Here is an 18,253-nt window from a genome sequence, read left to right on the forward strand (position 1 = left end):
ACGGATCGGATGTGGTGGGATTGTTTAAACAGGCGCTAATTCTTGACAAACGACTGTTGAAATTCGGTGGGGCAAAAAGTGGGGCAAAATTACTAACCAAGTAGAAACGGACAGGCATAAAAAAATCCAGTCACCGCTAAGTGACTGGATTCTTTGGAGTTTTTTGGTCGGGACGGAGTGATTCGAACACTCGACCCCTTGCACCCCATGCAAGTGCGCTACCGGGCTGCGCTACGCCCCGACTACATTCTCAAAATCTCTGAGAACGTTGAAGAATGTACCCTAACCTCCTGATAAATGAAACCTTTTTCTCAAAAAATTTCCACTCATCAGAAAAACCGCGAGGTCACTTCTTCAACACCACCAATACATCCTCCAATTCAACAATCATCTGCCGAATCAGCTGCTTGTACTGGCTAGATTCATCCTTCACCTCATCACTGGAAAGCCGCAACCGCGCCCCGCCAATGGTAAACCCCTGGTCATACAGCAGGGCCCGGATCTGGCGAATCATCAGCACATCCTGCCGCTGATAATACCGCCGGTTCCCCCGCCGCTTCACAGGGTTGAGCTGAGGAAACTCCTGCTCCCAATACCGCAGCACGTGTGGCTTAACGGCACACAACTCGCTCACTTCACCAATGGTGAAGTAGCGTTTGCCCGGTATGGGGGGCAGTTCGTCGTTATGGCTTGGTTCCAGCATAGGCCTCAACCCGGGCCTTCAACTTCTGCCCTGGACGAAAGGTGACGACGCGCCGTGCAGTGATCGGGATCTCTTCCCCTGTCTTGGGGTTGCGGCCCGGCCGCTGGCGTTTGTCGCGAAGGTCGAAGTTGCCGAAACCGGACAACTTGACCTGCTCGTTCTCTTCAAGTGCGTGCCGAATTTCTTCAAAAAACAGCTCGACCAGCTCCTTGGCCTCACGCTTGTTAAGCCCCAGCTCCTCGTACAGCCTTTCGGCCATCTCAGCTTTCGTCAGAGCACCCATGCCGTTATTTCCTTAACGTGGTGTTCAACCTTTGTTCGAGCGAGGTGAGGATGTTCTGCAGGGTAGTGTTCACCTCATCGTCGTTAAGAGTGCGCGATGGATGCTGCCAGGTCAAGCCGACGGCAAGGCTTTTTCTATCAGGATCAATGCCTTTACCTTGGTAGACATCAAACAGCCTGAGGTCTGTGAGCCATTCGCCTGCATTGTCACGAATTACTTCAAGCACGTCTTGAGAAGCTACATCACGTCCTGCAATCAAAGCCAGGTCGCGACGGGTTTCCGGGAACTTGGAGAGTTCGCTGAATTTCGGCAGGCGGCCTTCGACCACATCACCCAGCACCAGCTCGAAGACGAACACCGGGCGGTCCAGGTCCAGGGCTTTGGCAAGCTCTGGGTGGATGGCGCCGAGGTAGCCGACGTCCTTGCCGTCGCGCTGGATCACAGCGGTCTGGCCAGGGTGCAGGGCGGGGTGCTTGCCGGCGGCGAAGGTGAAGTCGCTCAGGGCGCCGCTGTAGCCCAGCAGGGCTTCCACGTCGGCCTTGACGTCGAAGAAGTCGATGGTGTCGCGGCCATTGGCCCAGCCTTCGGGCAGGCGGCTGCCGGTGACGACGCCGGCGATCATCGGTTGCTGCTGCAGGTTACCGAGCTGGCCGACGAAGCGCAGGCCGCTTTCGAACAGGCGCACGCGGTCTTGCTGGCGGTTGAGGTTGTGCTGCAGTGCCTTGACCAGGCCCGGCCACAACGAGGCGCGCATGGCGGCCATGTCGTTGGAGATGGGGTTGGCCAGCAGCAGCGGCTCGACGCCTGGGCTGAACAGCTCGAACAGCTTCGGGTCGATGAAGCTGTAAGTGATGGCTTCCTGGTAGCCGCGAGCGACCAGCAGGCGGCGCAGGTTCGGCAGCTCGCCACGGGTTTCCGGGCGGGCTTGCGGCGCGAGGCGGGCTTGCGGGTAGCGCACTGGCAGGTTGTTGTAACCGTACAGGCGGGCCAGCTCTTCGATCAGGTCGACTTCCAGGCTGATGTCGAAGCGGTGGCTCGGGACGTTGACGGTCCACTCCCCTGCCCCTTTTGCGGTGGTCGCCAGGCCGAGGTTGTTGAGCAGCTGCTCGATCTGGGCCGGGGCCATTTCCATGCCCAGCATCTGGCTGATGCGGTCGGCGCGCAGGGTGACCGGGGCGACGTTCGGCAGGTGCTGCTCGCTGACGGCTTCGACCACCGGGCCGGCTTCACCGCCGACGATGTCGAGGATCAGCTGGGTGGCGCGCTCGATGGCTTCACGAGCCAGCTGCGAGTCGACGCCGCGCTCGTAGCGGTGCGAGGCGTCGGTGTGCAGGCCATAGGAACGGGCTTTGCCGGCGACCGAGATCGGCTCGAAGAAGGCGCTTTCGAGGAACAGGTCGCGGGTTTTTTCGGTGTTCACACCGCTGTGCTCGCCACCCATGACGCCGGCGATGGCCAGGGCGCGGGTGTGGTCGGCGATGACCAGGGTGTCGGCACGCAGGGCCACTTCCTGGCCGTCGAGCAGGACGAGTTTCTCGCCCTCTTCAGCCATGCGCACGCGGATGCCGCCGTTGATTTCGGCGAGGTCGAAGGCGTGCATCGGCTGGCCGAGTTCGAGCATCACGTAGTTGGTGATGTCGACGGCGGCGTCGATGCTGCGCACGTCGCTGCGGCGCAGGCGCTCGACCATCCACAGCGGGGTCGGCTTGCTCAGGTCGACGTTGCGGATGACGCGGCCCAGGTAACGTGGGCAAGCGGCCGGGGCGCTGACGTCGACCGGGCGCACTTCGTCATGGGCAGCGGCAACAGCCGGTACGACCGGGCGGGTGACCGGCACGTTGTACAGCGCGCTGACGTCGCGGGCCAAGCCTGCGATGGACAGGCAGTCACCGCGGTTCGGCGTCAGGCCGATTTCGATGCTGGCGTCGTCCAGGCTCAGGTACTGGCGGATGTCGTCGCCCACCGGGGCGTCGGCTGCCAGTTCAAGCAGGCCGTCGTTTTCTTCGCTGATCTGCAGCTCGGCGGCCGAGCAGAGCATGCCGAACGACTCGACGCCGCGCAGCTTGGCCTTCTTGATCTTGAAGTCGCCGGGCAGTTCGGCGCCGATCATGGCGAACGGGATCTTGATGCCTGGGCGTGCGTTGGGCGCGCCGCAGACGACCTGGAAGGTTTCCTGGCCGTTGCTCACCTGGCACACGCGCAGCTTGTCGGCGTCCGGGTGTTGTTCGGTGGCGAGGATCTCGCCCACGACGATGCCGCTGAACTGGCCGGCAGCAGGGGTGACGCTGTCGACTTCGAGGCCGGCCATGGACAGGCGGGCGACCAGTTCGTCACGGGAGACTTGCGGGTTTACCCAACCGCGCAGCCACTGTTCACTGAATTTCATGCTGTTCTCCTGAAAGTTGCGTCGGGCATTGACCTAGCGGAATTGCGCGAGGAAGCGCAGGTCGTTGTCGAAGAACAGACGCAAATCGTTGACGCCATAGCGCAGCATGGCCAGGCGCTCGGCGCCCATCCCGAAGGCGAAGCCCTGGAATTCTTCAGGGTCGATGCCAGACATGCGCAGCACGTTCGGGTGCACCATGCCGCAGCCCATGACTTCCAGCCAGCCGGTCTGCTTGCACACGCGGCAGCCCTTGCCAGAACACATCACGCACTGGATGTCGACTTCGGCGGACGGCTCGGTGAAGGGGAAGAACGACGGGCGGAAGCGCACGGCCAGTTCTTTTTCGAAGAAGACGCGCAGGAATTCTTCGATGGTGCCCTTGAGGTCGGCGAAGTTGATGCCGCGGTCGATCAGCAGGCCTTCGACCTGGTGGAACATCGGCGAGTGGGTGATATCCGAGTCGCAGCGGTAGACGCGGCCCGGGCAGACAATGCGGATCGGCGGCTGGGTGGACTCCATGGTCCGCACCTGCACCGGCGAGGTGTGGGTGCGCAGCAGCATGTTGGCATTGAAGTAGAAGGTGTCGTGCATCGCCCGGGCCGGGTGGTGGCCGGGGATGTTGAGCGCTTCGAAGTTGTGGTAGTCGTCTTCGACCTCAGGGCCTTCGGCGATGCCGTAGCCGATGTGGGTGAAGAACTGCTCGATGCGCTCGAGAGTACGGGTGATCGGGTGCAGCCCGCCGGTGGTCTGGCCACGGCCTGGCAGGGTCACGTCGATGCATTCGGCGGCCAGGCGAGCGCTGAGCTCGGCCTCTTCAAAGGCGGCCTTGCGTGCATTGAGCACGACGGTGACGCGCTCTTTGGCGTCGTTGATCAGCGCGCCGACTTTCGGGCGCTCATCGGCAGGCAGGTTGCCCAGGGTCTTCATCACCTGGGTCAGTTCGCCCTTCTTGCCGAGGTACTGAACCCGGATCTGTTCCAGGGTAGTGATGTCTTCAGCGCGCTCGACGGCCTCCAGGGCTTGTGAGACCAGCGCATCCAGGTTTTCCATGTACAGACTCCAGATACGAAAATAGGGGAAGAGCTTTGAAGGCTCTTCCCCTATCGATGACGTTCAATGCCCGGCGCCGCAAGCGCCGCCGGGTGATTGTCGCGGGTACTTAAGCCAGAACGGCTTTAGCTTTCTCGACAATCGCAGCAAACGCCGCTTTTTCGTTCACTGCCAGATCGGCCAGAACCTTACGGTCGATTTCGATCGAAGCCTTTTTCAGGCCAGCAATCAGACGGCTGTAGGACAGACCGTTGGTGCGGGCACCGGCGTTGATACGAGCGATCCACAGTGCGCGGAACTGACGCTTCTTCTGACGACGGTCACGGTAGGCATATTGACCAGCCTTGATGACAGCCTGCTTGGCAACGCGGAATACGCGCGAGCGTGCACCGTAGTAGCCTTTAGCCAGTTTCAGAATTTTCTTGTGACGCTTACGAGCGATGACGCCACGCTTAACACGAGCCATGAGTAACTTCCTCTATCTAAACCAGAATTAACGTACGCGCAGCATGCGCTCGACTTTTGCCACGTCAGACGGGTGCAGCAAGCTGGCACCGCGCAGTTGACGCTTACGCTTGGTCGACATTTTGGTCAGGATGTGGCTCTTGAAAGCGTGCTTGTGCTTGAAGCCGGAAGCGGTCTTCAGGAAGCGCTTCGCAGCACCGCTCTTGGTTTTCATTTTTGGCATGTTGGAACTCCGCATTCGAATAAAAATTACACAATAATCATCAGGCCTGCCGTGCCCGGGAGATTACTTCTTCTTTTTGGGGGCGATGACCATCATAAGCTGGCGTCCTTCCATCTTCGGATGCTGCTCGACGGTGCCGTATTCGGCGAGGTCGGTTTCGACCCGCTTCAACAGCTCCATGCCCAGCTCCTGGTGGGCCATCTCACGACCGCGGAATCTCAGAGAGATCTTGGCCTTGTCCCCATCACTAAGGAAACGTACCAGGTTGCGTAGTTTTACCTGGTAATCCCCTTCTTCCGTCCCTGGACGAAACTTGATTTCTTTGATCTGGATCTGCTTCTGGTTTTTCTTGGCTTCGTTGGCCTGCTTCTTCTTCTCGAAGAGGTGCTTGCCGTAGTCCATCACCTTGCAGACAGGCGGTACCGCGTCTGCAGAGATTTCCACCAGATCCAGCTTCGCTTCTTCAGCGATACGAAGCGCTTCATCAATCGAGACGATGCCAACCTGCTCGCCGTCTGCGCCAATTAACCGAACCTCGCGGGCCGAGATATTCTCGTTGATCGGGGCCTTCGGTACAGCACGCTTATCGTTTCTCATTTCACGCTTAATAGTCATTACTCCGATTCTTGGCGACCACGCCGGGAAACCGCTTGTGTCAGGAGCTCGGCGAACTGGGCGACGGGCATGGAGCCCAGGTCAGCGCCTTCGCGAGTACGCACAGCGACGGTTTGCGTTTCGACTTCGCGGTCCCCTATAACCAAAAGGTACGGGACCTTGAGCAAAGTATGCTCGCGGATTTTAAAGCCGATCTTCTCATTTCTCAAGTCCGACTTGGCACGGAATCCGCTACCGTTCAGAGCATTTTCCACTTCGAGGGCGAAATCGGCCTGTTTGTCGGTGATATTCATGATCACCGCCTGGGTCGGTGCCAGCCACGCCGGGAACACGCCAGCGTAGTGTTCGATCAACATGCCGATGAAGCGCTCGAACGAGCCGAGGATCGCACGGTGCAACATGACGGGGCGAACCCGGCTGTTATCTTCGGCGATATAGCTGGCATCCAGACGTTCTGGCAGGTTCGGGTCGTACTGCAGGGTACCGCACTGCCAGTTACGGCCGAGGCAGTCGCGCAGGGTGAACTCGATCTTCGGGCCGTAGAACGCGCCCTCGCCCGGCTGGTATTCCCACTCCAGGCCCGACTCGTTCAGGGCGTCGGCCAGTGCGCCTTCGGCACGGTCCCACAGCTCTTCGGAGCCGACACGCTTGGCCGGACGGGTAGACAGCTTCATGGCGATATCGGTGAAGCCGAAGTCCTTGTACACGTCCAGGGTCAGCTTGATGAAGTCGGCGGCTTCTTTCTTCACCTGTTCTTCGGTGCAGAAGATGTGCGCGTCGTCCTGCACGAAGCCACGCACGCGCATGATGCCGTGCAGGGCGCCGGATGGCTCGTTACGGTGGCAGGCACCGAACTCGGCCAGGCGCAGCGGCAGGTCGCGGTAGCTCTTCAGGCCTTGGTTGAACACCTGCACGTGGCACGGGCAGTTCATCGGCTTGACCGCGTAGTCACGGCTTTCAGACGAAGTGGTGAACATGTTTTCGGCGTAGTTGGACCAGTGGCCGGAACGCTCCCAGAGGATGCGGTCGACAACCTGTGGAGTCTTGATTTCCTGGTAGCCGTTGACGCGCTGAACCTGACGCATGTACTGCTCGAGCACCTGGTACACAGTCCAGCCGTTGGCGTGCCAGAACACCATGCCGGGGGCTTCTTCCTGCAGGTGGAACAGGTCGAGCTGCTTGCCGATCTTGCGGTGGTCGCGTTTTTCGGCTTCTTCGATGCGCTGGATGTAAGCGGCCAGCTGCTTCTTGTCAGCCCAGGCGGTGCCGTACACACGCTGCAGCTGCTCGTTCTTGGCATCGCCGCGCCAGTAGGCGCCGGACAGCTTGGTCAGCTTGAATGCCTTGAGGAAACGCGTATTCGGCACGTGCGGGCCACGGCACATGTCGACGTATTCTTCGTGGTAGTACAGGCCCATGGCCTGTTCGTCCGGCATGTCTTCGACCAGGCGCAGCTTGTAGTCTTCGCCACGGGCCTTGAACACGTCGATGACTTCGGCGCGCGGGGTGACCTTCTTGACCACGTCGTAGTCTTTTTCGATCAGCTCCATCATGCGCTTTTCGATGGCGGCCATGTCTTCAGGGGTGAAGGGGCGCTCGTAGGCGATGTCGTAATAGAAGCCTTCGTCGATCACCGGGCCGATCACCATCTTGGCGGTCGGGTACAGCTGCTTCACTGCGTGGCCGACCAGGTGGGCACACGAGTGACGGATGATCTCCAGTCCCTCTGCATCTTTAGGGGTGATGATCTGCAGGGTGGCGTCGTTGTTGATCAGGTCGCAGGCATCGACCAGCTTGCCGTCGACCTTGCCGGCCACGGTGGCCTTGGCCAGGCCTGCGCCGATGGAAGCGGCGACGTCGGCGACGGATACGGCGTGATCAAACGAACGTTGACTGCCATCGGGAAGAGTAATAACGGGCATGGCGCCTCCTCTCCTAGTGGTGACCCCTACCAAAGGTCACGTGGGTTGGGATGAGCCAGTACAAGATCCGACCTGCCTTCCCTTCAGGGAAGCCTGCCTCACAGTGGCAGAAGCCTTTCGGCTTGCCAGGGACGAACCAGAGTGACTGGAAAATGAAAAAGCTGCAGGCTGCCAGTGGCGAGCTGCAAGCCGAGCATGCTAGCACGCGGGTTGCGTGGGCCGTAGAAATATTTGGAAATTGCGCTGGAGCGGTGAACTTACGCGGAAAAATCCCTATCAGACTTTGGGAAGCAACCTACTCTGTGATGAGACCTTAACCCAAGGAGTAACTGGTTATGCGAGTTCCGTCTCTTCTGGCCCTGGCGGCCGCTGGCGCCCTGCTGCTGCCTGTGGCTGCGAACGCGGGCAACTTCCCGGCCGGGAAGGAAGCCGGCTACATGGCCCAGTGCACCCAGGTAGCCAGCGGCCAGGGCGTCGACGCCGCGACCGCGAAAAAGCATTGTGACTGTGGTGCCCAAGCGATCAAGAAGAATTTCACCGATGCGGAGATTGCCGACCTGGACAGCCAGGATGGCGTTGATGCCAAGTTGATGCAGAAGGCGCAATCCGTTGTGAAAAAGGCCTGCGCACCGAAGAGCTGAAACCATAAAGCCTGAGCAGGCCGGGCATTATTTGCCCTGGATCAATATCCTGCGAAGGTAAAAGGCGCTACATGCGCAGAAATGGACTATGATGTCCCCCGTGCTCCGTAGCCTCGGCCACATTGCACCACTGAAAAATCTAAATGTTCTGGAGATTCACCTCATGTCCAATCGCCAACAAGGCACCGTCAAATGGTTCAATGATGAGAAAGGCTACGGCTTCATCACCCCAGCAGGCGGCGGCGACGACCTGTTCGTACACTTCAAAGCCATCGAATCCGACGGCTTCAAGAGCCTGAAAGAAGGCCAGGCTGTTTCCTTCGTCGCCGAGCGCGGTCAGAAGGGCATGCAGGCTGCGCAGGTTCGTCCGGAGTAATTCGGGCAGCTGTAAAAAAACCCGCCCTCGTGGCGGGTTTTTTTATGGGCTTTAACTGTTCTGGCACCGCCCCCTGTAGGAGCCGTGCGCAGGGCTACAGGCCTGTCAACCGCAGTTGACGCGGGTCACCACACCCTGCTCGTTCACATTCAGGTTCAGGCGCTCGGAGCGGTACTCCAGGGTGACCACGTCGTGCGGCTTGAGAATGCGCGCCATCTGCGACCCACTGCCCTTGCGCGCCTGCTCCAGCAGCTCGGCGCTGCCCGGCTTGCCGATGGCGAAGTCGGCACCGCTGGCCTCGCAGCGGCCATCATTGCCCGCCGACACCTCAGGCGCCTTGCCACCCCCCGAGTTGCCGCCAGTGCTGCAACCAGCCAGGACAGCAGCCACCGCCAGGGTTGCCAGGAAAGCGCGGGTACGGAACATGAATCCTCCTAAAATCGATCTGGGAACTGTCTGATCCGACAGCTCCACGCGTAATTTGTTGCAAAACCGCGCAAGTCTGCCTGAACTCGGCACACCGGGGCCAAAGGCAATCGTGACCGAATTTTACCGCTGAACCGACGAGCCGCTTGGTTTGCGCTGCAAAGTCATGATTTACTTTACGAAGTGAAGGCACAGTGCCTTCTTCGAACGCCAGGATACGGTGTTCGCCCCTCCGCCCCGGGCCCGCAGCGAGAGCCTTTCATGAGCAGCCACAGCATCGACGCCGATATCAAGGTCAAATGGGCGGAGGGCCAGAGCGCCTACAGTCCTGGCACGCCCGAAGAGTTGCTGTTGATCGCCATCGACCTGCTGGTGCGCGACCGCGGCAGCGAAGCGGCGCGCAGCTTCATCGACCAGGTATTCGAGCGCTTCGCGCCGCACACCGCTATTGCAATCGAGCCAGGCGCTCGCTGAGCAGGTCGAAAAAGCCCTGGGCGTCACCCTCGTTCACCCACAGCACATTGGCCGGTTGCCTGAGCACGCCGTACCAGTCGGCGACGGTCTGGCCGAAGGTCGGGCCTTCGCGGCTGTCGACGCTCATGTGGATGCGCCGGCCACTGAACAGCTCGGGCTTGAGCAGGTAGGCGATGACACTGGCGTCATGCACCGGGCCGCCGGGCATGCCGTACACGTCCATGTCGTGCTTGATGTATGCCTGCAGGATGTCGACCACCATCTTGCTGGCGGGATTGTTCACGGCGGCCAGCTGCTTGAGGCGGGCGTCGCTGGTCAGGACTTTATGGGTGACGTCCAGCGGCAGGTAGGTCAGCTGCACGCCACTGGCCAGCACCACCTCGGCGGCATGCGGGTCGGCGTAGAGGTTGAACTCCGCCGCCGGCGTGATGTTGCCGCCGTTGAAATGGGCGCCGCCCATGACCACCACTTCCTTGATGCCTTTGGCGATCGCTGGTTGCTGGATCAGCGCCAGGGCCAGGTTGGTCTGCGGGCCGAGCATGGCGATGGTGATGCTGTGGGGCTTGGCGCTGCCCAGGGTATCGATCAGGTATTGCACGGCGTTGCCGTTGGCCAGGGGCTTTTTCGGTTCATGCACCGGGACGCCGGCCAGGCCTTCCTCGCCGTGGACATCGGCGGCGTAGATGGGCGTGCGCACCAGTGGTCGCCCTGCCCCGGCGTACACCGGGATGTCTTCGCGGTTGGCCCATTCGCGGGCCAGGCGCGCGTTGCGCGAGGTCTTTTCCAGGCGCACGTTGCCGGCGACGGTGGTAATAGCGCGGATGTCGAGCTCATCGGGTGAGGCCATGGCCAGGAACAGCGCGACCACATCATCGGCGCCGGGGTCGGTGTCGATGATCAGGTCGCGGGGTGCGGCCTGGAGGGTGGTGGTGGCGGCTGCGGCCATGAGGGTGAGTCCTTGTAGCAAGGGTTTGAGCATGGGTGGCACTCCTGTTGCCGTGTATGAAATGCGATCGTTGTAGGAGCGGCCTTGTGTCGCGAAAGGGGTGCGTAGCACCCCCACGATTTCAGCTTCGCCGCACGAATTGCCGGGGCCGCTTTGCGGCCCTTTCGCGACGCAAGGCCGCTCCCACAAAAAAGCGCACCACGTTTCGCTTGCTAGAAGGTGACGCCGGATATCAGTGCGATGTTGCTGTAGGGTTGGCATTCGCCGGTACGGACAATCGCCCTTGCATTGCGCGACAGCCCCTTGAAGGCTTCATGGCTCAGCCATTCACGCTTGCCCAGCTTGCCCTTCAGGCGCTCGACCTCGACCAGCGCCGGCGGCACCACCTTCTGCATCTCTTCGGCCAGCACGTGCCGCTCCACCTGCAACTCGCTCAGCACCGCGCGCAACACGCTGGCAAAATCCGGCATCCCTGCCGTCAACGCCAGATCGATCAGTTCGACCCCCGGCGGCACGGGCAGGCCCGCATCGCCGATCACCAGAATGTCACCATGCCCCATACCGGCAATGGTGCGCGACAAGGCGACGTTGAGCAGCGTGGTCTTTTTCATGGGGTCAACTCCGCCAGGTAAGGAATTGACGGCTGGGCACCGGCACGGGTGACGGACAAGGCCGCAGCACGCTGGCCGAACGCGATAGCCTCGCCCTCCCCTTTGCCCTGCACCAGCGCAGCGGCAAAACCGCCGATGAAGGTATCGCCCGCCGCCGTGGTATCCAGCGGCTGCACCTGAGGCGCCGGGAAATGCTGGCTGCCATCACGGCTGACGAACAAGGCCCCTTGCGCGCCCAGGGTGACGATCACCTTGCCGGCCCCTAGCTGCAGCAGGCGCTCACCGGCACGGCGGGCGCTTTGCAGGTCGTTGACCGGCTCACCGGTCAGCGCTTCGGCCTCGCTTTCGTTGGGGGTGAGGTAATCGATGTGGGCAAACCAGTCCGCCGGCAAGGGGCCAGTGGCCGGCGCCGGGTTCAGGATCACCCGCTTGCCGAGTTCGCGGGCCCTGGCAAGGGTCCAGGCAACGGTTTCCGAAGGCACTTCGAGCTGGCAGATGACCACCTCGGCGGCCTGCAGCAGCGCATCGAAGCGCTGCACCGATTCAGGCGTCAGCAGCCCGTTGCCACCCGGGATGATGACGATGCAGTTCTGGCTGGCGGCGTCCACGGTGATCAGCGCCACGCCGCTGGACACGCCCGGGCATACGCTGACTGCCTGGCAATCGATGCCTTCCACTTCCAACGCCTGGCGCAACTGCTGGCCGTAGGCGTCATCGCCGACATTGCCCACCATTGCCACGCTACCCCCCAGGCGCGCCACGGCGACCGCCTGGTTGGCGCCCTTGCCACCGGGTACGGTGAAAAAGCTTTCCCCGGCCAGTGTCTCGCCGGCACGCGGCAGCCGCTGGGCGCGGGCCACCAAGTCCATGTTGAGGCTGCCGACCACCACTACCTTGGCACTCATGACCCTTCCTCAGCGGTAATCATTGAACAGGTCCGGGCGCGGCCCGGTGGACTCGCGCAGCACGATACGCGGGGCGACGATGCGCTGCTCGGCCGCATCGCGACGCGGCGTGGCGATGCGCGAAAGCAGCAAGGCAGCGGCATTTTCGCCCAGCTCGCGAATCGATTGGCCGACCGTGGTCAGCGGCGGGTACACATAGCGGCTCAGCTCGATGTCGTCGAAGCCGATCACCGACAGCTCGCCTGGCACGTTGATGTTGCGCTCGGCAGCGGCGCGGAGCACGCCGAAACCGATCATGTCGTTACCGGCGAAAATCGCCGTCGGCCGCTCGCCCTCGAGCAATTGCGCGGCGGCGGCATGGCCACCCGGGCTGGTGAAATCGCAATGCAAAATACGGCCAGCCAGCACTTCAGCCTCGGCTTCAGCCATCGCCCGCCGGAAGCCGCTCAGGCGCAACTGGGTGACGCCGGTCTCGGCCGGGCCGCCGATGTAGGCGATGTCGCGATGGCCCAGTTCCAGCAGGTGCCGTGTGGCCAGGTAAGCGCCCTGCTCATGGTCGATGCGCACCAGGTCGGCATCGACGCCTTCCAGTTCCCGGTCGACGATGACCATCGGCGTGCGCACATTGGTCAGGCTCTGCAGCAGGTCGGCGTCCTCGCCGACCGACGCCACCACCAGGCCGTCAATGCGTTTTTCCAGCAGCACGCGCAGGTAGCTGCGCTGCTTCTGCGGGTTGTCGTCGGAGTTGCACAGGATCACGCAATAGCCGTTGCGTTCACAGGCATCCTCGATGCCCCGGGCCAGCTCGGCGAAGTACGGGTTGACGCTGTTGGGCACCAGCAAGCCGATGGTGGCCGTGCTGCGCGCCTTGAGCGAGCGCGCCACGGCGCTGGGCACGTAGTCGAGTTCCAAAATGGCCGCCTCGACCTTGAGCCGTACCTGTTCGCTGACCGGTCGGGTCTTGTTCAGTACATGGGATACCGTGGTGTATGAAATGCCCGCGAGGGCCGCGACGTCTTTGATGGTTGCCATGTTGTCAGTTCCGCCGGGCTGCACGCCGGCTGCGATAAGTGTCGAGCACCACGGCGATGACGATCACCGCCCCGGTGATGATGCGTTTGGTGGGTTCCGACGCGCCAATCTGCGCCAGGCCTGCAGCCAGTACGGAGATGATCAGCACGCCGAAGAACGTGCTGATGACCGAGCCGCGCCCCCCCATCAGGCTGGTGCCGCCGATCACCACGGCGGCGATCACCTGGAGTTCGAGGCCCGAGCCGGCATTGGGATCGGCGGCTTCCAGGCGCGAGATCTGGAACAGCGCGGCCAGGCCGGCGAGCAACCCCATCAGGGCGAACACCAGCACCTTGTACGGGCGCGGGTCGATACCGGCCAGGCGTACGGCCTCTTCGTTGGTGCCGATGCCGATCAGGTAGCGGCCGAACACGGTGCGAGTCAGCACCAGCTGGGCCAGCACGATTACCAGCAAGGCGATGATGAAGGCCGGCGAGATGCCGAAGGCGACCGGGTTGGAAAACCAGGCGTAGGCATCGCCGATGTAGGCGGTGCGCGAGTCGGTGAACTGATAGGCCAGGCCCCGGGCCATCTCCAGCACGCCAAGCGAGACAATGAACGACGGGATGCGCCAGGCCACGGTGACGCCGCCAGTGATGCTGCCGGCCAGGGCGGCAACCGCCATGCCGAGCAAGGCCGCAGGCAGCACGCCCCAGCCCCAGCCGAGGATCGCCACGCTGACCGTGGAGGCCGCCAGGGCCAGTACCGAGCCGACCGACAGGTCGATGCCGCCGATGATCAGCACGAAGGTCATGCCCACGGCCAGCACCATCAGGTCGGGGATCTGATTGGCGAGGGTGCTGAACGTAACATACGACCAGAAGTGGCTGCTCAGGAACGAGAACAGCACGATCATCGCCAGCAAGGCGCCGGCCAGGCCCAGGTAGGTGCCCAAGCCGAAGTAGGTGCCGCTGCGGCGCACCGGCGCGCCGCCTGGGGTATCGAGGGGTGAGGTCTTCATGCATCCATCCTGGGCGCTGCTTCGTGCAGCAGGGCGTCACGTTTCTGATAGCCGGCGAAGGCGGCAGCCAGCAGTTGGTCCTGGCTCCAGTGCTCGCGGTCGAAGGTATCGATCAGACGGCCGGCGGAGAGCACGGCGATGCGGTCGCAGATCAGCATCAGCTCACGCAGGTCGCTGGACACCACCACCAGGGCCTTGCCTTGGCGCGCCAGCTCGGCCAGCAAGCCATAGATGTCGAACTTGGCGCCGACATCGATGCCGCGAGTCGGCTCATCGAACAGCAGCACCTGGCAGTCGCGCTCCAGCCAGCGGCCGATCACCACCTTCTGCTGGTTGCCACCGGACAGCTCACCGACCGCCTGCGCCGGGCTGGCGCTGCGGATGCGCATGGCGCTGATCTGGCGCTCGGCCAGGGCCTGTTCCGCCTCGCGGTCGAGCACCCCGGCGCGGGATACGGCGGGCAGGTTGCCCAAAGCGATGTTGGCGCTGATCGATTGCGTCAGCAGCAGGCCTTCGCCTTTGCGGTCCTCGGTGATCAGGGCGATACCGGCTTTTACCGCCGCCTTGGGCGAATCGATGCTCACCGCCTCGAGCGGCTGGCCGATCGCGATGCTGCCGCTGTCGGCGCGGTCGGCGCCGTAAATCAGCCGCAGCAGTTCGGTGCGCCCGGCGCCGATCAGCCCGGAGATGCCGAAGATCTCCCCTGCCCTGACCTGCAGCGACACCTCGCGCACCTTGTCGCCGCGGCTCAGCCTGTCGACCTTGAGCAACGGCGCGCCGATCGTGCGCCGGCCCAGGTCGATATGCTCGCCCAGTTCGCGGCCCACCATCAGGTTGACCAGCTCGGCGCTGCTGTAGCGCTGGATCGGCTCGTCGCACACCAGCTGGCCGTCGCGCAGCACGACGATGCGCTGGGCCACGCGCTGCAATTCCTCGAGGCGATGGGAGATATAGACGATAGCCACGCCGCGCTGACGCAGGCGCTCGATCTGGGTGAACAGCAGCTCCACTTCGCGGGCGGTGAGCATCGCCGTGGGTTCGTCGAAGATCAGCACGTGGCAGTCGCCGATCAGGTTGCGGGCGATCTCGACCATCTGCTGATGGCCGATGCCCAGCTCGCCGACTGGGGTGTCCGGGTCGATGGCGTCCAGCCCGACCTGGGCCATGGCGGCCGTGGCCAGTTGGCGCAGGCGCTTGTGACTGATCCAGCCAAAGCGGCTGGGCAGGTTGTCGAGGAACAGGTTTTCGGCCACGGTCAGGGTCGGCAGCAGGTTCAGCTCCTGCATGACCATGCGCACCCCGAGGCGCTCGGCCTCGCTGCGGCTGGCCGGCGCGTAGGCCTGGCCGCGGAAGGCCATGTGCCCGGTGGTGGGGGTTTCCAGGCCACAGATGAGCTTGGACAGGGTGCTCTTGCCCGCGCCGTTCTCGCCGGTCAGCGCCAGCACTTCACCGGCGCGCAGGGCCAGGCTGACCTCGGCCAGCACTGGCTGGGCGTAGCTTTTGCCCAGCGCGCTGGCGGCAAGCACCACTTCATTGGCCGATGCAGACATGGCCACTACTCCTGCAGGGGTCAGGGCTTGGTGATAAGTTCGACCGGGGTCTGGATGACGTTGTCGGCGTCCACGTCCGGCTTCTCGCCCTTGACCATTTTCAAGGCCGCCTGGATGCCGTACACCGCTTGCTGGCTGGCGGCCTGGTCGAGGGTGGCGAGCACACGGCCATCCTTGAGCATCGGCTTGATGGCGTTGATGTTGTCGTAGCCGACCACCTGTACCTGGCCAGCCTTGCCAGCGGCGCGCACGGCCGAGACCGCACCCAGAGCCATGCTGTCGTTGCCGGCCAGCAGCGCCTTGAGGTCAGGGTACTCGTTGAGCATGGAGGCGGCGACGGCGTTGCCCTTGTCAATTTCCCAGTTGCCGGACTGCACCGAGACGATCTTCATCTTCGCGGCTTCCATGGCATCCTTGAAGCCAGCGGTACGCTGCTGGGCGTTGGTGGTGGTCGGCACGCCTTCGATGATGCCGACCTGGTCCCCGGCCTTGAGCTTCTCGTTGGCAAGGTAGTCACCGACCAGGCGCGCCCCTTTGCGGTTGTCGGGGCCGACGAAGGGCACGCTGATGCCTTTGCTCTTGAGCAGTTCAGGGTCCAGGCGGTTGTCGATGTTGATGACGATGACGCCTTTGTCCATGGCTTTCTTCACTGCCGAGACCAGCGCCTTGGAGTCTGCCGGCGCGATCACCAAGGCCTTGGCGCCCGAGTTGACCATCTGCTCGACGATGCGGATCTGTTCACCGGTGTCGGTTTCGTTCTTGATGCCGTTGGCAACCAGCTCAAAATCGCCAGGGTGGGCTTTCTGGTAGTCCTTGGCGCCGTCTTCCATGGTGCGGAAGAATTCGTTGGCCAGGGACTTCATCACCAGCGCGACCTTGGGTTTTTCTTCTGCATGGGCAGCAGACAGCGGCATGGCGAGGGGCAGCGAGGACAGGACGGCGAGCGCCAGCAGACGACCGGGGAACGGCAGTTTCATGGGGGATGACTCCGAATCTTGTGTTTTTTATCGGATCGCAAACGTTTGCGTTGGGTAACTATGGAAACAAGACCTGGTTTTGTCAAATCCGTTTCGCTGGCGGGGTCAAGACGCGACTGGTGCTGATTATCCGGAATTTTTCCGAAAAACCGAACACCTTTTCCTATGCTTGTTCGGGGTTCCGAATGCAATGCCTCCTCGTGTGGGAGCGGCCTTGCGTCGCGAAAGGGGTGCGAAGCGCCCCCAGGATCTCAGTTTCACCGCATAAATTGCCGGGGCTGCTGTGCAGCCCTTTCGCGACGCAAGGCCGCTCCCACATCAGATCGCGCAAGCTGGTACGAAACCTGCCTTGACCTGCGCGCGACACAGCAACCATCTCATTAGGAAGAGAGAGAACAATAATCATGAATGCTGCACTGAAGACCTTCGCCCCCAGCGCTCTGGCGCTGCTGCTGATCCTGCCCGCCGCTGCCTCGGCGAAGGAAGTCGAAACCCAGCAGAAGCTGGCCAACGTGGTCATCCTCGCCACCGGCGGCACCATTGCCGGCGCCGGCGCCAGCGCTGCCAACAGCGCCACCTACCAGGCCGCCAAGCTTGGCGTCGACAAGCTAATTGCTGGCGTGCCGGAACTGGCCGACCTTGCCAATGTGCGTGGTGAGCAGGTGATGCAGATCGCCTCCGAAAGCATTACCAACGACGATTTGCTGAAACTGGCCAAGCGCGTCGCGGAGCTTGCCGACAGCAAGGACGTCGATGGCATCGTCATCACCCACGGCACCGATACCCTGGAAGAAACCGCCTACTTCTTGAACCTTGTAGAGAAGACCGACAAGCCGATCGTGGTGGTCGGCTCCATGCGCCCGGGCACGGCGATGTCGGCCGACGGCATGCTCAACCTGTACAACGCCGTGGCGGTGGCCAGCGACAAGCAGTCGCGCGGCAAGGGCGTGCTGGTAACCATGAACGACGAGATCCAGTCGGGCCGCGACGTAAGCAAATCGGTCAACATCAAGACCGAAGCCTTCAAGAGCGCTTGGGGCCCGATGGGCATGGTGGTCGAAGGCAAGTCGTACTGGTTCCGCCTGCCGGCCAAGCGCCACACCACCCAGTCGGAGTTCGACATCAAGCAGATCAGCAGCCTGCCGCAGGTGGACATTGCCTACAGCTACGGCAACGTCACTGACACGGCGTACAAGGCACTGGCGCAGAGCGGCGCCAAGGCGATCATCCATGCCGGTACCGGCAATGGCTCGGTGTCGTCGCGGGTGGTGCCGGCGCTGCAGGAACTGCACAAGAATGGCGTGCAGATCATTCGCTCTTCCCACGTCAACCAGGGCGGCTTCGTGCTGCGCAATGCCGAGCAGCCGGACGACAAATATGACTGGGTCGTGGCCCATGACCTGAACCCGCAGAAGGCGCGGATCCTGGCGATGGTGGCGATGACCAAGACCCAGGACAGCAAGGAGCTGCAGCGGATTTTCTGGGAGTACTGATAGCGGCAGGAGTGGGGGCTGGTGTGTTGCTGCACTGGCCCTTTCGCGGGCTTGCCCGCTCCTACAGGTACCGCATACCACCTGGACTGCCCCCAAGAAGTTGGACAAAAAATCCAACCCTTGGGGGACCTATGGGCAAATACACAGAGCAGTTCAAGCTCACAGCCATCTCAGC

20 protein-coding genes and 1 tRNA gene are annotated in these 18,253 nt (G+C 62.3%); 4 read left to right on the forward strand and 17 right to left on the reverse strand.

Going from position 1 to position 18,253, the window contains the following annotated elements; translation table 11 throughout:
• Nucleotides 1–164: 164 nt before the first annotated feature.
• The 9 genes from ACIPW4_RS20995 to thrS form a co-directional block, all read right to left on the reverse strand.
• Nucleotides 165–241 (reverse strand) — tRNA-Pro (locus ACIPW4_RS20995).
• A 105-nt stretch (nucleotides 242–346) separates the two neighbouring features.
• Nucleotides 347–703, reverse strand: a complete 357-nt coding sequence (locus ACIPW4_RS21000) for a MerR family transcriptional regulator (protein ID WP_008100384.1) — start codon at nucleotides 701–703, stop codon at nucleotides 347–349.
• Complete coding sequence (gene ihfA / locus ACIPW4_RS21005; RefSeq protein ID WP_003250679.1) at nucleotides 684–986, reverse strand: integration host factor subunit alpha; 303 nt, start codon at nucleotides 984–986, stop codon at nucleotides 684–686. The genes ACIPW4_RS21000 and ihfA overlap by 20 nt, the downstream gene beginning before the upstream one ends.
• 4 nt (nucleotides 987–990) lie before the next feature.
• Nucleotides 991–3,372: a phenylalanine--tRNA ligase subunit beta gene (gene pheT / locus ACIPW4_RS21010; protein ID WP_400661147.1), complete on the reverse strand. Its 2,382-nt coding sequence runs from the start codon at nucleotides 3,370–3,372 to the stop codon at nucleotides 991–993.
• Nucleotides 3,373–3,405: 33 nt separating this feature from the next.
• Entirely contained in the window at nucleotides 3,406–4,422 is a 1,017-nt protein-coding gene (gene pheS / locus ACIPW4_RS21015) for a phenylalanine--tRNA ligase subunit alpha (protein ID WP_027920503.1), read from the reverse strand.
• 109 nt (nucleotides 4,423–4,531) lie between these two features.
• Nucleotides 4,532–4,888, reverse strand: a complete 357-nt coding sequence (rplT, locus tag ACIPW4_RS21020; protein WP_003250671.1) for a 50S ribosomal protein L20 — start codon at nucleotides 4,886–4,888, stop codon at nucleotides 4,532–4,534.
• 27 nt (nucleotides 4,889–4,915) lie between these two features.
• Complete coding sequence (gene rpmI / locus ACIPW4_RS21025; RefSeq protein ID WP_003250667.1) at nucleotides 4,916–5,110, reverse strand: 50S ribosomal protein L35; 195 nt, start codon at nucleotides 5,108–5,110, stop codon at nucleotides 4,916–4,918.
• 63 nt (nucleotides 5,111–5,173) lie between these two features.
• Complete coding sequence (infC, locus tag ACIPW4_RS21030; RefSeq protein ID WP_400661149.1) at nucleotides 5,174–5,725, reverse strand: translation initiation factor IF-3; 552 nt, start codon at nucleotides 5,723–5,725, stop codon at nucleotides 5,174–5,176.
• Nucleotides 5,725–7,647 (reverse strand): threonine--tRNA ligase, encoded by a 1,923-nt coding sequence (gene thrS / locus ACIPW4_RS21035; protein ID WP_400661151.1) that lies wholly within the window; start codon nucleotides 7,645–7,647, stop codon nucleotides 5,725–5,727. The genes infC and thrS overlap by 1 nt, the downstream gene beginning before the upstream one ends.
• A 335-nt stretch (nucleotides 7,648–7,982) precedes the next feature.
• Here thrS and ACIPW4_RS21040 point away from each other — a divergent pair, with 335 nt between their 5' ends.
• Both ACIPW4_RS21040 and ACIPW4_RS21045 read left to right on the forward strand, forming a co-directional pair.
• On the forward strand, nucleotides 7,983–8,288 hold the full coding sequence (locus ACIPW4_RS21040; RefSeq protein ID WP_400661153.1) for a hypothetical protein: 306 nt from the start codon (nucleotides 7,983–7,985) through the stop codon (nucleotides 8,286–8,288).
• A 163-nt stretch (nucleotides 8,289–8,451) separates the two neighbouring features.
• Nucleotides 8,452–8,664 (forward strand): cold-shock protein, encoded by a 213-nt coding sequence (locus ACIPW4_RS21045; protein ID WP_400661154.1) that lies wholly within the window; start codon nucleotides 8,452–8,454, stop codon nucleotides 8,662–8,664.
• A 105-nt stretch (nucleotides 8,665–8,769) separates the two neighbouring features.
• Here ACIPW4_RS21045 and ACIPW4_RS21050 read toward each other — a convergent pair whose 3' ends face one another.
• Nucleotides 8,770–9,090, reverse strand: a complete 321-nt coding sequence (locus ACIPW4_RS21050; RefSeq protein ID WP_400661155.1) for an I78 family peptidase inhibitor — start codon at nucleotides 9,088–9,090, stop codon at nucleotides 8,770–8,772.
• 261 nt (nucleotides 9,091–9,351) lie between these two features.
• On the opposite strand from ACIPW4_RS21050, the gene ACIPW4_RS21055 reads away from it, so the two are divergent.
• Entirely contained in the window at nucleotides 9,352–9,564 is a 213-nt protein-coding gene (locus ACIPW4_RS21055; RefSeq protein WP_400661157.1) for a hypothetical protein, read from the forward strand.
• Here ACIPW4_RS21055 and ACIPW4_RS21060 read toward each other — a convergent pair.
• The 7 genes from ACIPW4_RS21060 to ACIPW4_RS21090 form a co-directional block, all read right to left on the reverse strand.
• Nucleotides 9,536–10,543: a nucleoside hydrolase gene (locus ACIPW4_RS21060; RefSeq protein WP_400661159.1), complete on the reverse strand. Its 1,008-nt coding sequence runs from the start codon at nucleotides 10,541–10,543 to the stop codon at nucleotides 9,536–9,538. The two genes, ACIPW4_RS21055 and ACIPW4_RS21060, sit on opposite strands and share 29 nt — an antisense overlap.
• A gap of 179 nt (nucleotides 10,544–10,722) precedes the next feature.
• Nucleotides 10,723–11,121, reverse strand: coding sequence for a D-ribose pyranase (gene rbsD / locus ACIPW4_RS21065; RefSeq protein ID WP_400661161.1), 399 nt, complete (start codon nucleotides 11,119–11,121; stop codon nucleotides 10,723–10,725).
• Nucleotides 11,118–12,026: a ribokinase gene (rbsK, locus tag ACIPW4_RS21070; RefSeq protein ID WP_400661163.1), complete on the reverse strand. Its 909-nt coding sequence runs from the start codon at nucleotides 12,024–12,026 to the stop codon at nucleotides 11,118–11,120. The genes rbsD and rbsK overlap by 4 nt, the downstream gene beginning before the upstream one ends.
• A gap of 9 nt (nucleotides 12,027–12,035) precedes the next feature.
• Nucleotides 12,036–13,058, reverse strand: a complete 1,023-nt coding sequence (locus ACIPW4_RS21075) for a LacI family DNA-binding transcriptional regulator (protein ID WP_400661164.1) — start codon at nucleotides 13,056–13,058, stop codon at nucleotides 12,036–12,038.
• Nucleotides 13,059–13,062: 4 nt separating this feature from the next.
• A complete protein-coding gene (locus ACIPW4_RS21080) occupies nucleotides 13,063–14,058 on the reverse strand; it encodes an ABC transporter permease (RefSeq protein ID WP_400661165.1) in 996 nt (331 codons plus the stop codon).
• Nucleotides 14,055–15,608 carry a sugar ABC transporter ATP-binding protein gene (locus ACIPW4_RS21085; RefSeq protein ID WP_400661167.1) on the reverse strand — a complete coding sequence of 518 codons (1,554 nt, stop codon included), beginning with the start codon at nucleotides 15,606–15,608 and terminating at the stop codon, nucleotides 14,055–14,057. The genes ACIPW4_RS21080 and ACIPW4_RS21085 overlap by 4 nt, the downstream gene beginning before the upstream one ends.
• 20 nt (nucleotides 15,609–15,628) lie before the next feature.
• Complete coding sequence (locus ACIPW4_RS21090) at nucleotides 15,629–16,585, reverse strand: sugar ABC transporter substrate-binding protein (protein ID WP_400661168.1); 957 nt, start codon at nucleotides 16,583–16,585, stop codon at nucleotides 15,629–15,631.
• Nucleotides 16,586–16,989: 404 nt separating this feature from the next.
• On the opposite strand from ACIPW4_RS21090, the gene ACIPW4_RS21095 reads away from it, so the two are divergent.
• Nucleotides 16,990–18,078: an asparaginase gene (locus ACIPW4_RS21095; RefSeq protein ID WP_400661169.1), complete on the forward strand. Its 1,089-nt coding sequence runs from the start codon at nucleotides 16,990–16,992 to the stop codon at nucleotides 18,076–18,078.
• The last annotated feature ends 175 nt before the right edge of the window (nucleotides 18,079–18,253 follow it).

Origin of the sequence: Pseudomonas sp. NPDC089996 (assembly GCF_044748405.1) — a bacterium.
GTDB lineage: Bacteria > Pseudomonadota > Gammaproteobacteria > Pseudomonadales > Pseudomonadaceae > Aquipseudomonas.

Bases quoted from the DNA above. Each gene is read 5' to 3' on its own strand.
- ACIPW4_RS21045 (WP_400661154.1), top strand. From the start codon at position 8,452: ATGTCCAATCGCCAACAAGGCACCGTCAAATGGTTCAATGATGAGAAA.
- pheS (WP_027920503.1), bottom strand. From the start codon at position 4,422: ATGGAAAACCTGGATGCGCTGGTCTCACAAGCCCTGGAGGCCGTCGAG.
- ACIPW4_RS21075 (WP_400661164.1), bottom strand. From the start codon at position 13,058: ATGGCAACCATCAAAGACGTCGCGGCCCTCGCGGGCATTTCATACACC.
- rbsD (WP_400661161.1), bottom strand. From the start codon at position 11,121: ATGAAAAAGACCACGCTGCTCAACGTCGCCTTGTCGCGCACCATTGCC.
- infC (WP_400661149.1), bottom strand. From the start codon at position 5,725: ATGACTATTAAGCGTGAAATGAGAAACGATAAGCGTGCTGTACCGAAG.
- ACIPW4_RS21095 (WP_400661169.1), top strand. From the start codon at position 16,990: ATGAATGCTGCACTGAAGACCTTCGCCCCCAGCGCTCTGGCGCTGCTG.
- thrS (WP_400661151.1), bottom strand. From the start codon at position 7,647: ATGCCCGTTATTACTCTTCCCGATGGCAGTCAACGTTCGTTTGATCAC.
- rbsK (WP_400661163.1), bottom strand. From the start codon at position 12,026: ATGAGTGCCAAGGTAGTGGTGGTCGGCAGCCTCAACATGGACTTGGTG.
- ACIPW4_RS21085 (WP_400661167.1), bottom strand. From the start codon at position 15,608: ATGTCTGCATCGGCCAATGAAGTGGTGCTTGCCGCCAGCGCGCTGGGC.
- ACIPW4_RS21050 (WP_400661155.1), bottom strand. From the start codon at position 9,090: ATGTTCCGTACCCGCGCTTTCCTGGCAACCCTGGCGGTGGCTGCTGTC.
- ihfA (WP_003250679.1), bottom strand. From the start codon at position 986: ATGGGTGCTCTGACGAAAGCTGAGATGGCCGAAAGGCTGTACGAGGAG.
- ACIPW4_RS21090 (WP_400661168.1), bottom strand. From the start codon at position 16,585: ATGAAACTGCCGTTCCCCGGTCGTCTGCTGGCGCTCGCCGTCCTGTCC.
- ACIPW4_RS21055 (WP_400661157.1), top strand. From the start codon at position 9,352: ATGAGCAGCCACAGCATCGACGCCGATATCAAGGTCAAATGGGCGGAG.
- ACIPW4_RS21000 (WP_008100384.1), bottom strand. From the start codon at position 703: ATGCTGGAACCAAGCCATAACGACGAACTGCCCCCCATACCGGGCAAA.
- rplT (WP_003250671.1), bottom strand. From the start codon at position 4,888: ATGGCTCGTGTTAAGCGTGGCGTCATCGCTCGTAAGCGTCACAAGAAA.
- ACIPW4_RS21040 (WP_400661153.1), top strand. From the start codon at position 7,983: ATGCGAGTTCCGTCTCTTCTGGCCCTGGCGGCCGCTGGCGCCCTGCTG.
- ACIPW4_RS21080 (WP_400661165.1), bottom strand. From the start codon at position 14,058: ATGAAGACCTCACCCCTCGATACCCCAGGCGGCGCGCCGGTGCGCCGC.
- rpmI (WP_003250667.1), bottom strand. From the start codon at position 5,110: ATGCCAAAAATGAAAACCAAGAGCGGTGCTGCGAAGCGCTTCCTGAAG.
- pheT (WP_400661147.1), bottom strand. From the start codon at position 3,372: ATGAAATTCAGTGAACAGTGGCTGCGCGGTTGGGTAAACCCGCAAGTC.
- ACIPW4_RS21060 (WP_400661159.1), bottom strand. From the start codon at position 10,543: ATGCTCAAACCCTTGCTACAAGGACTCACCCTCATGGCCGCAGCCGCC.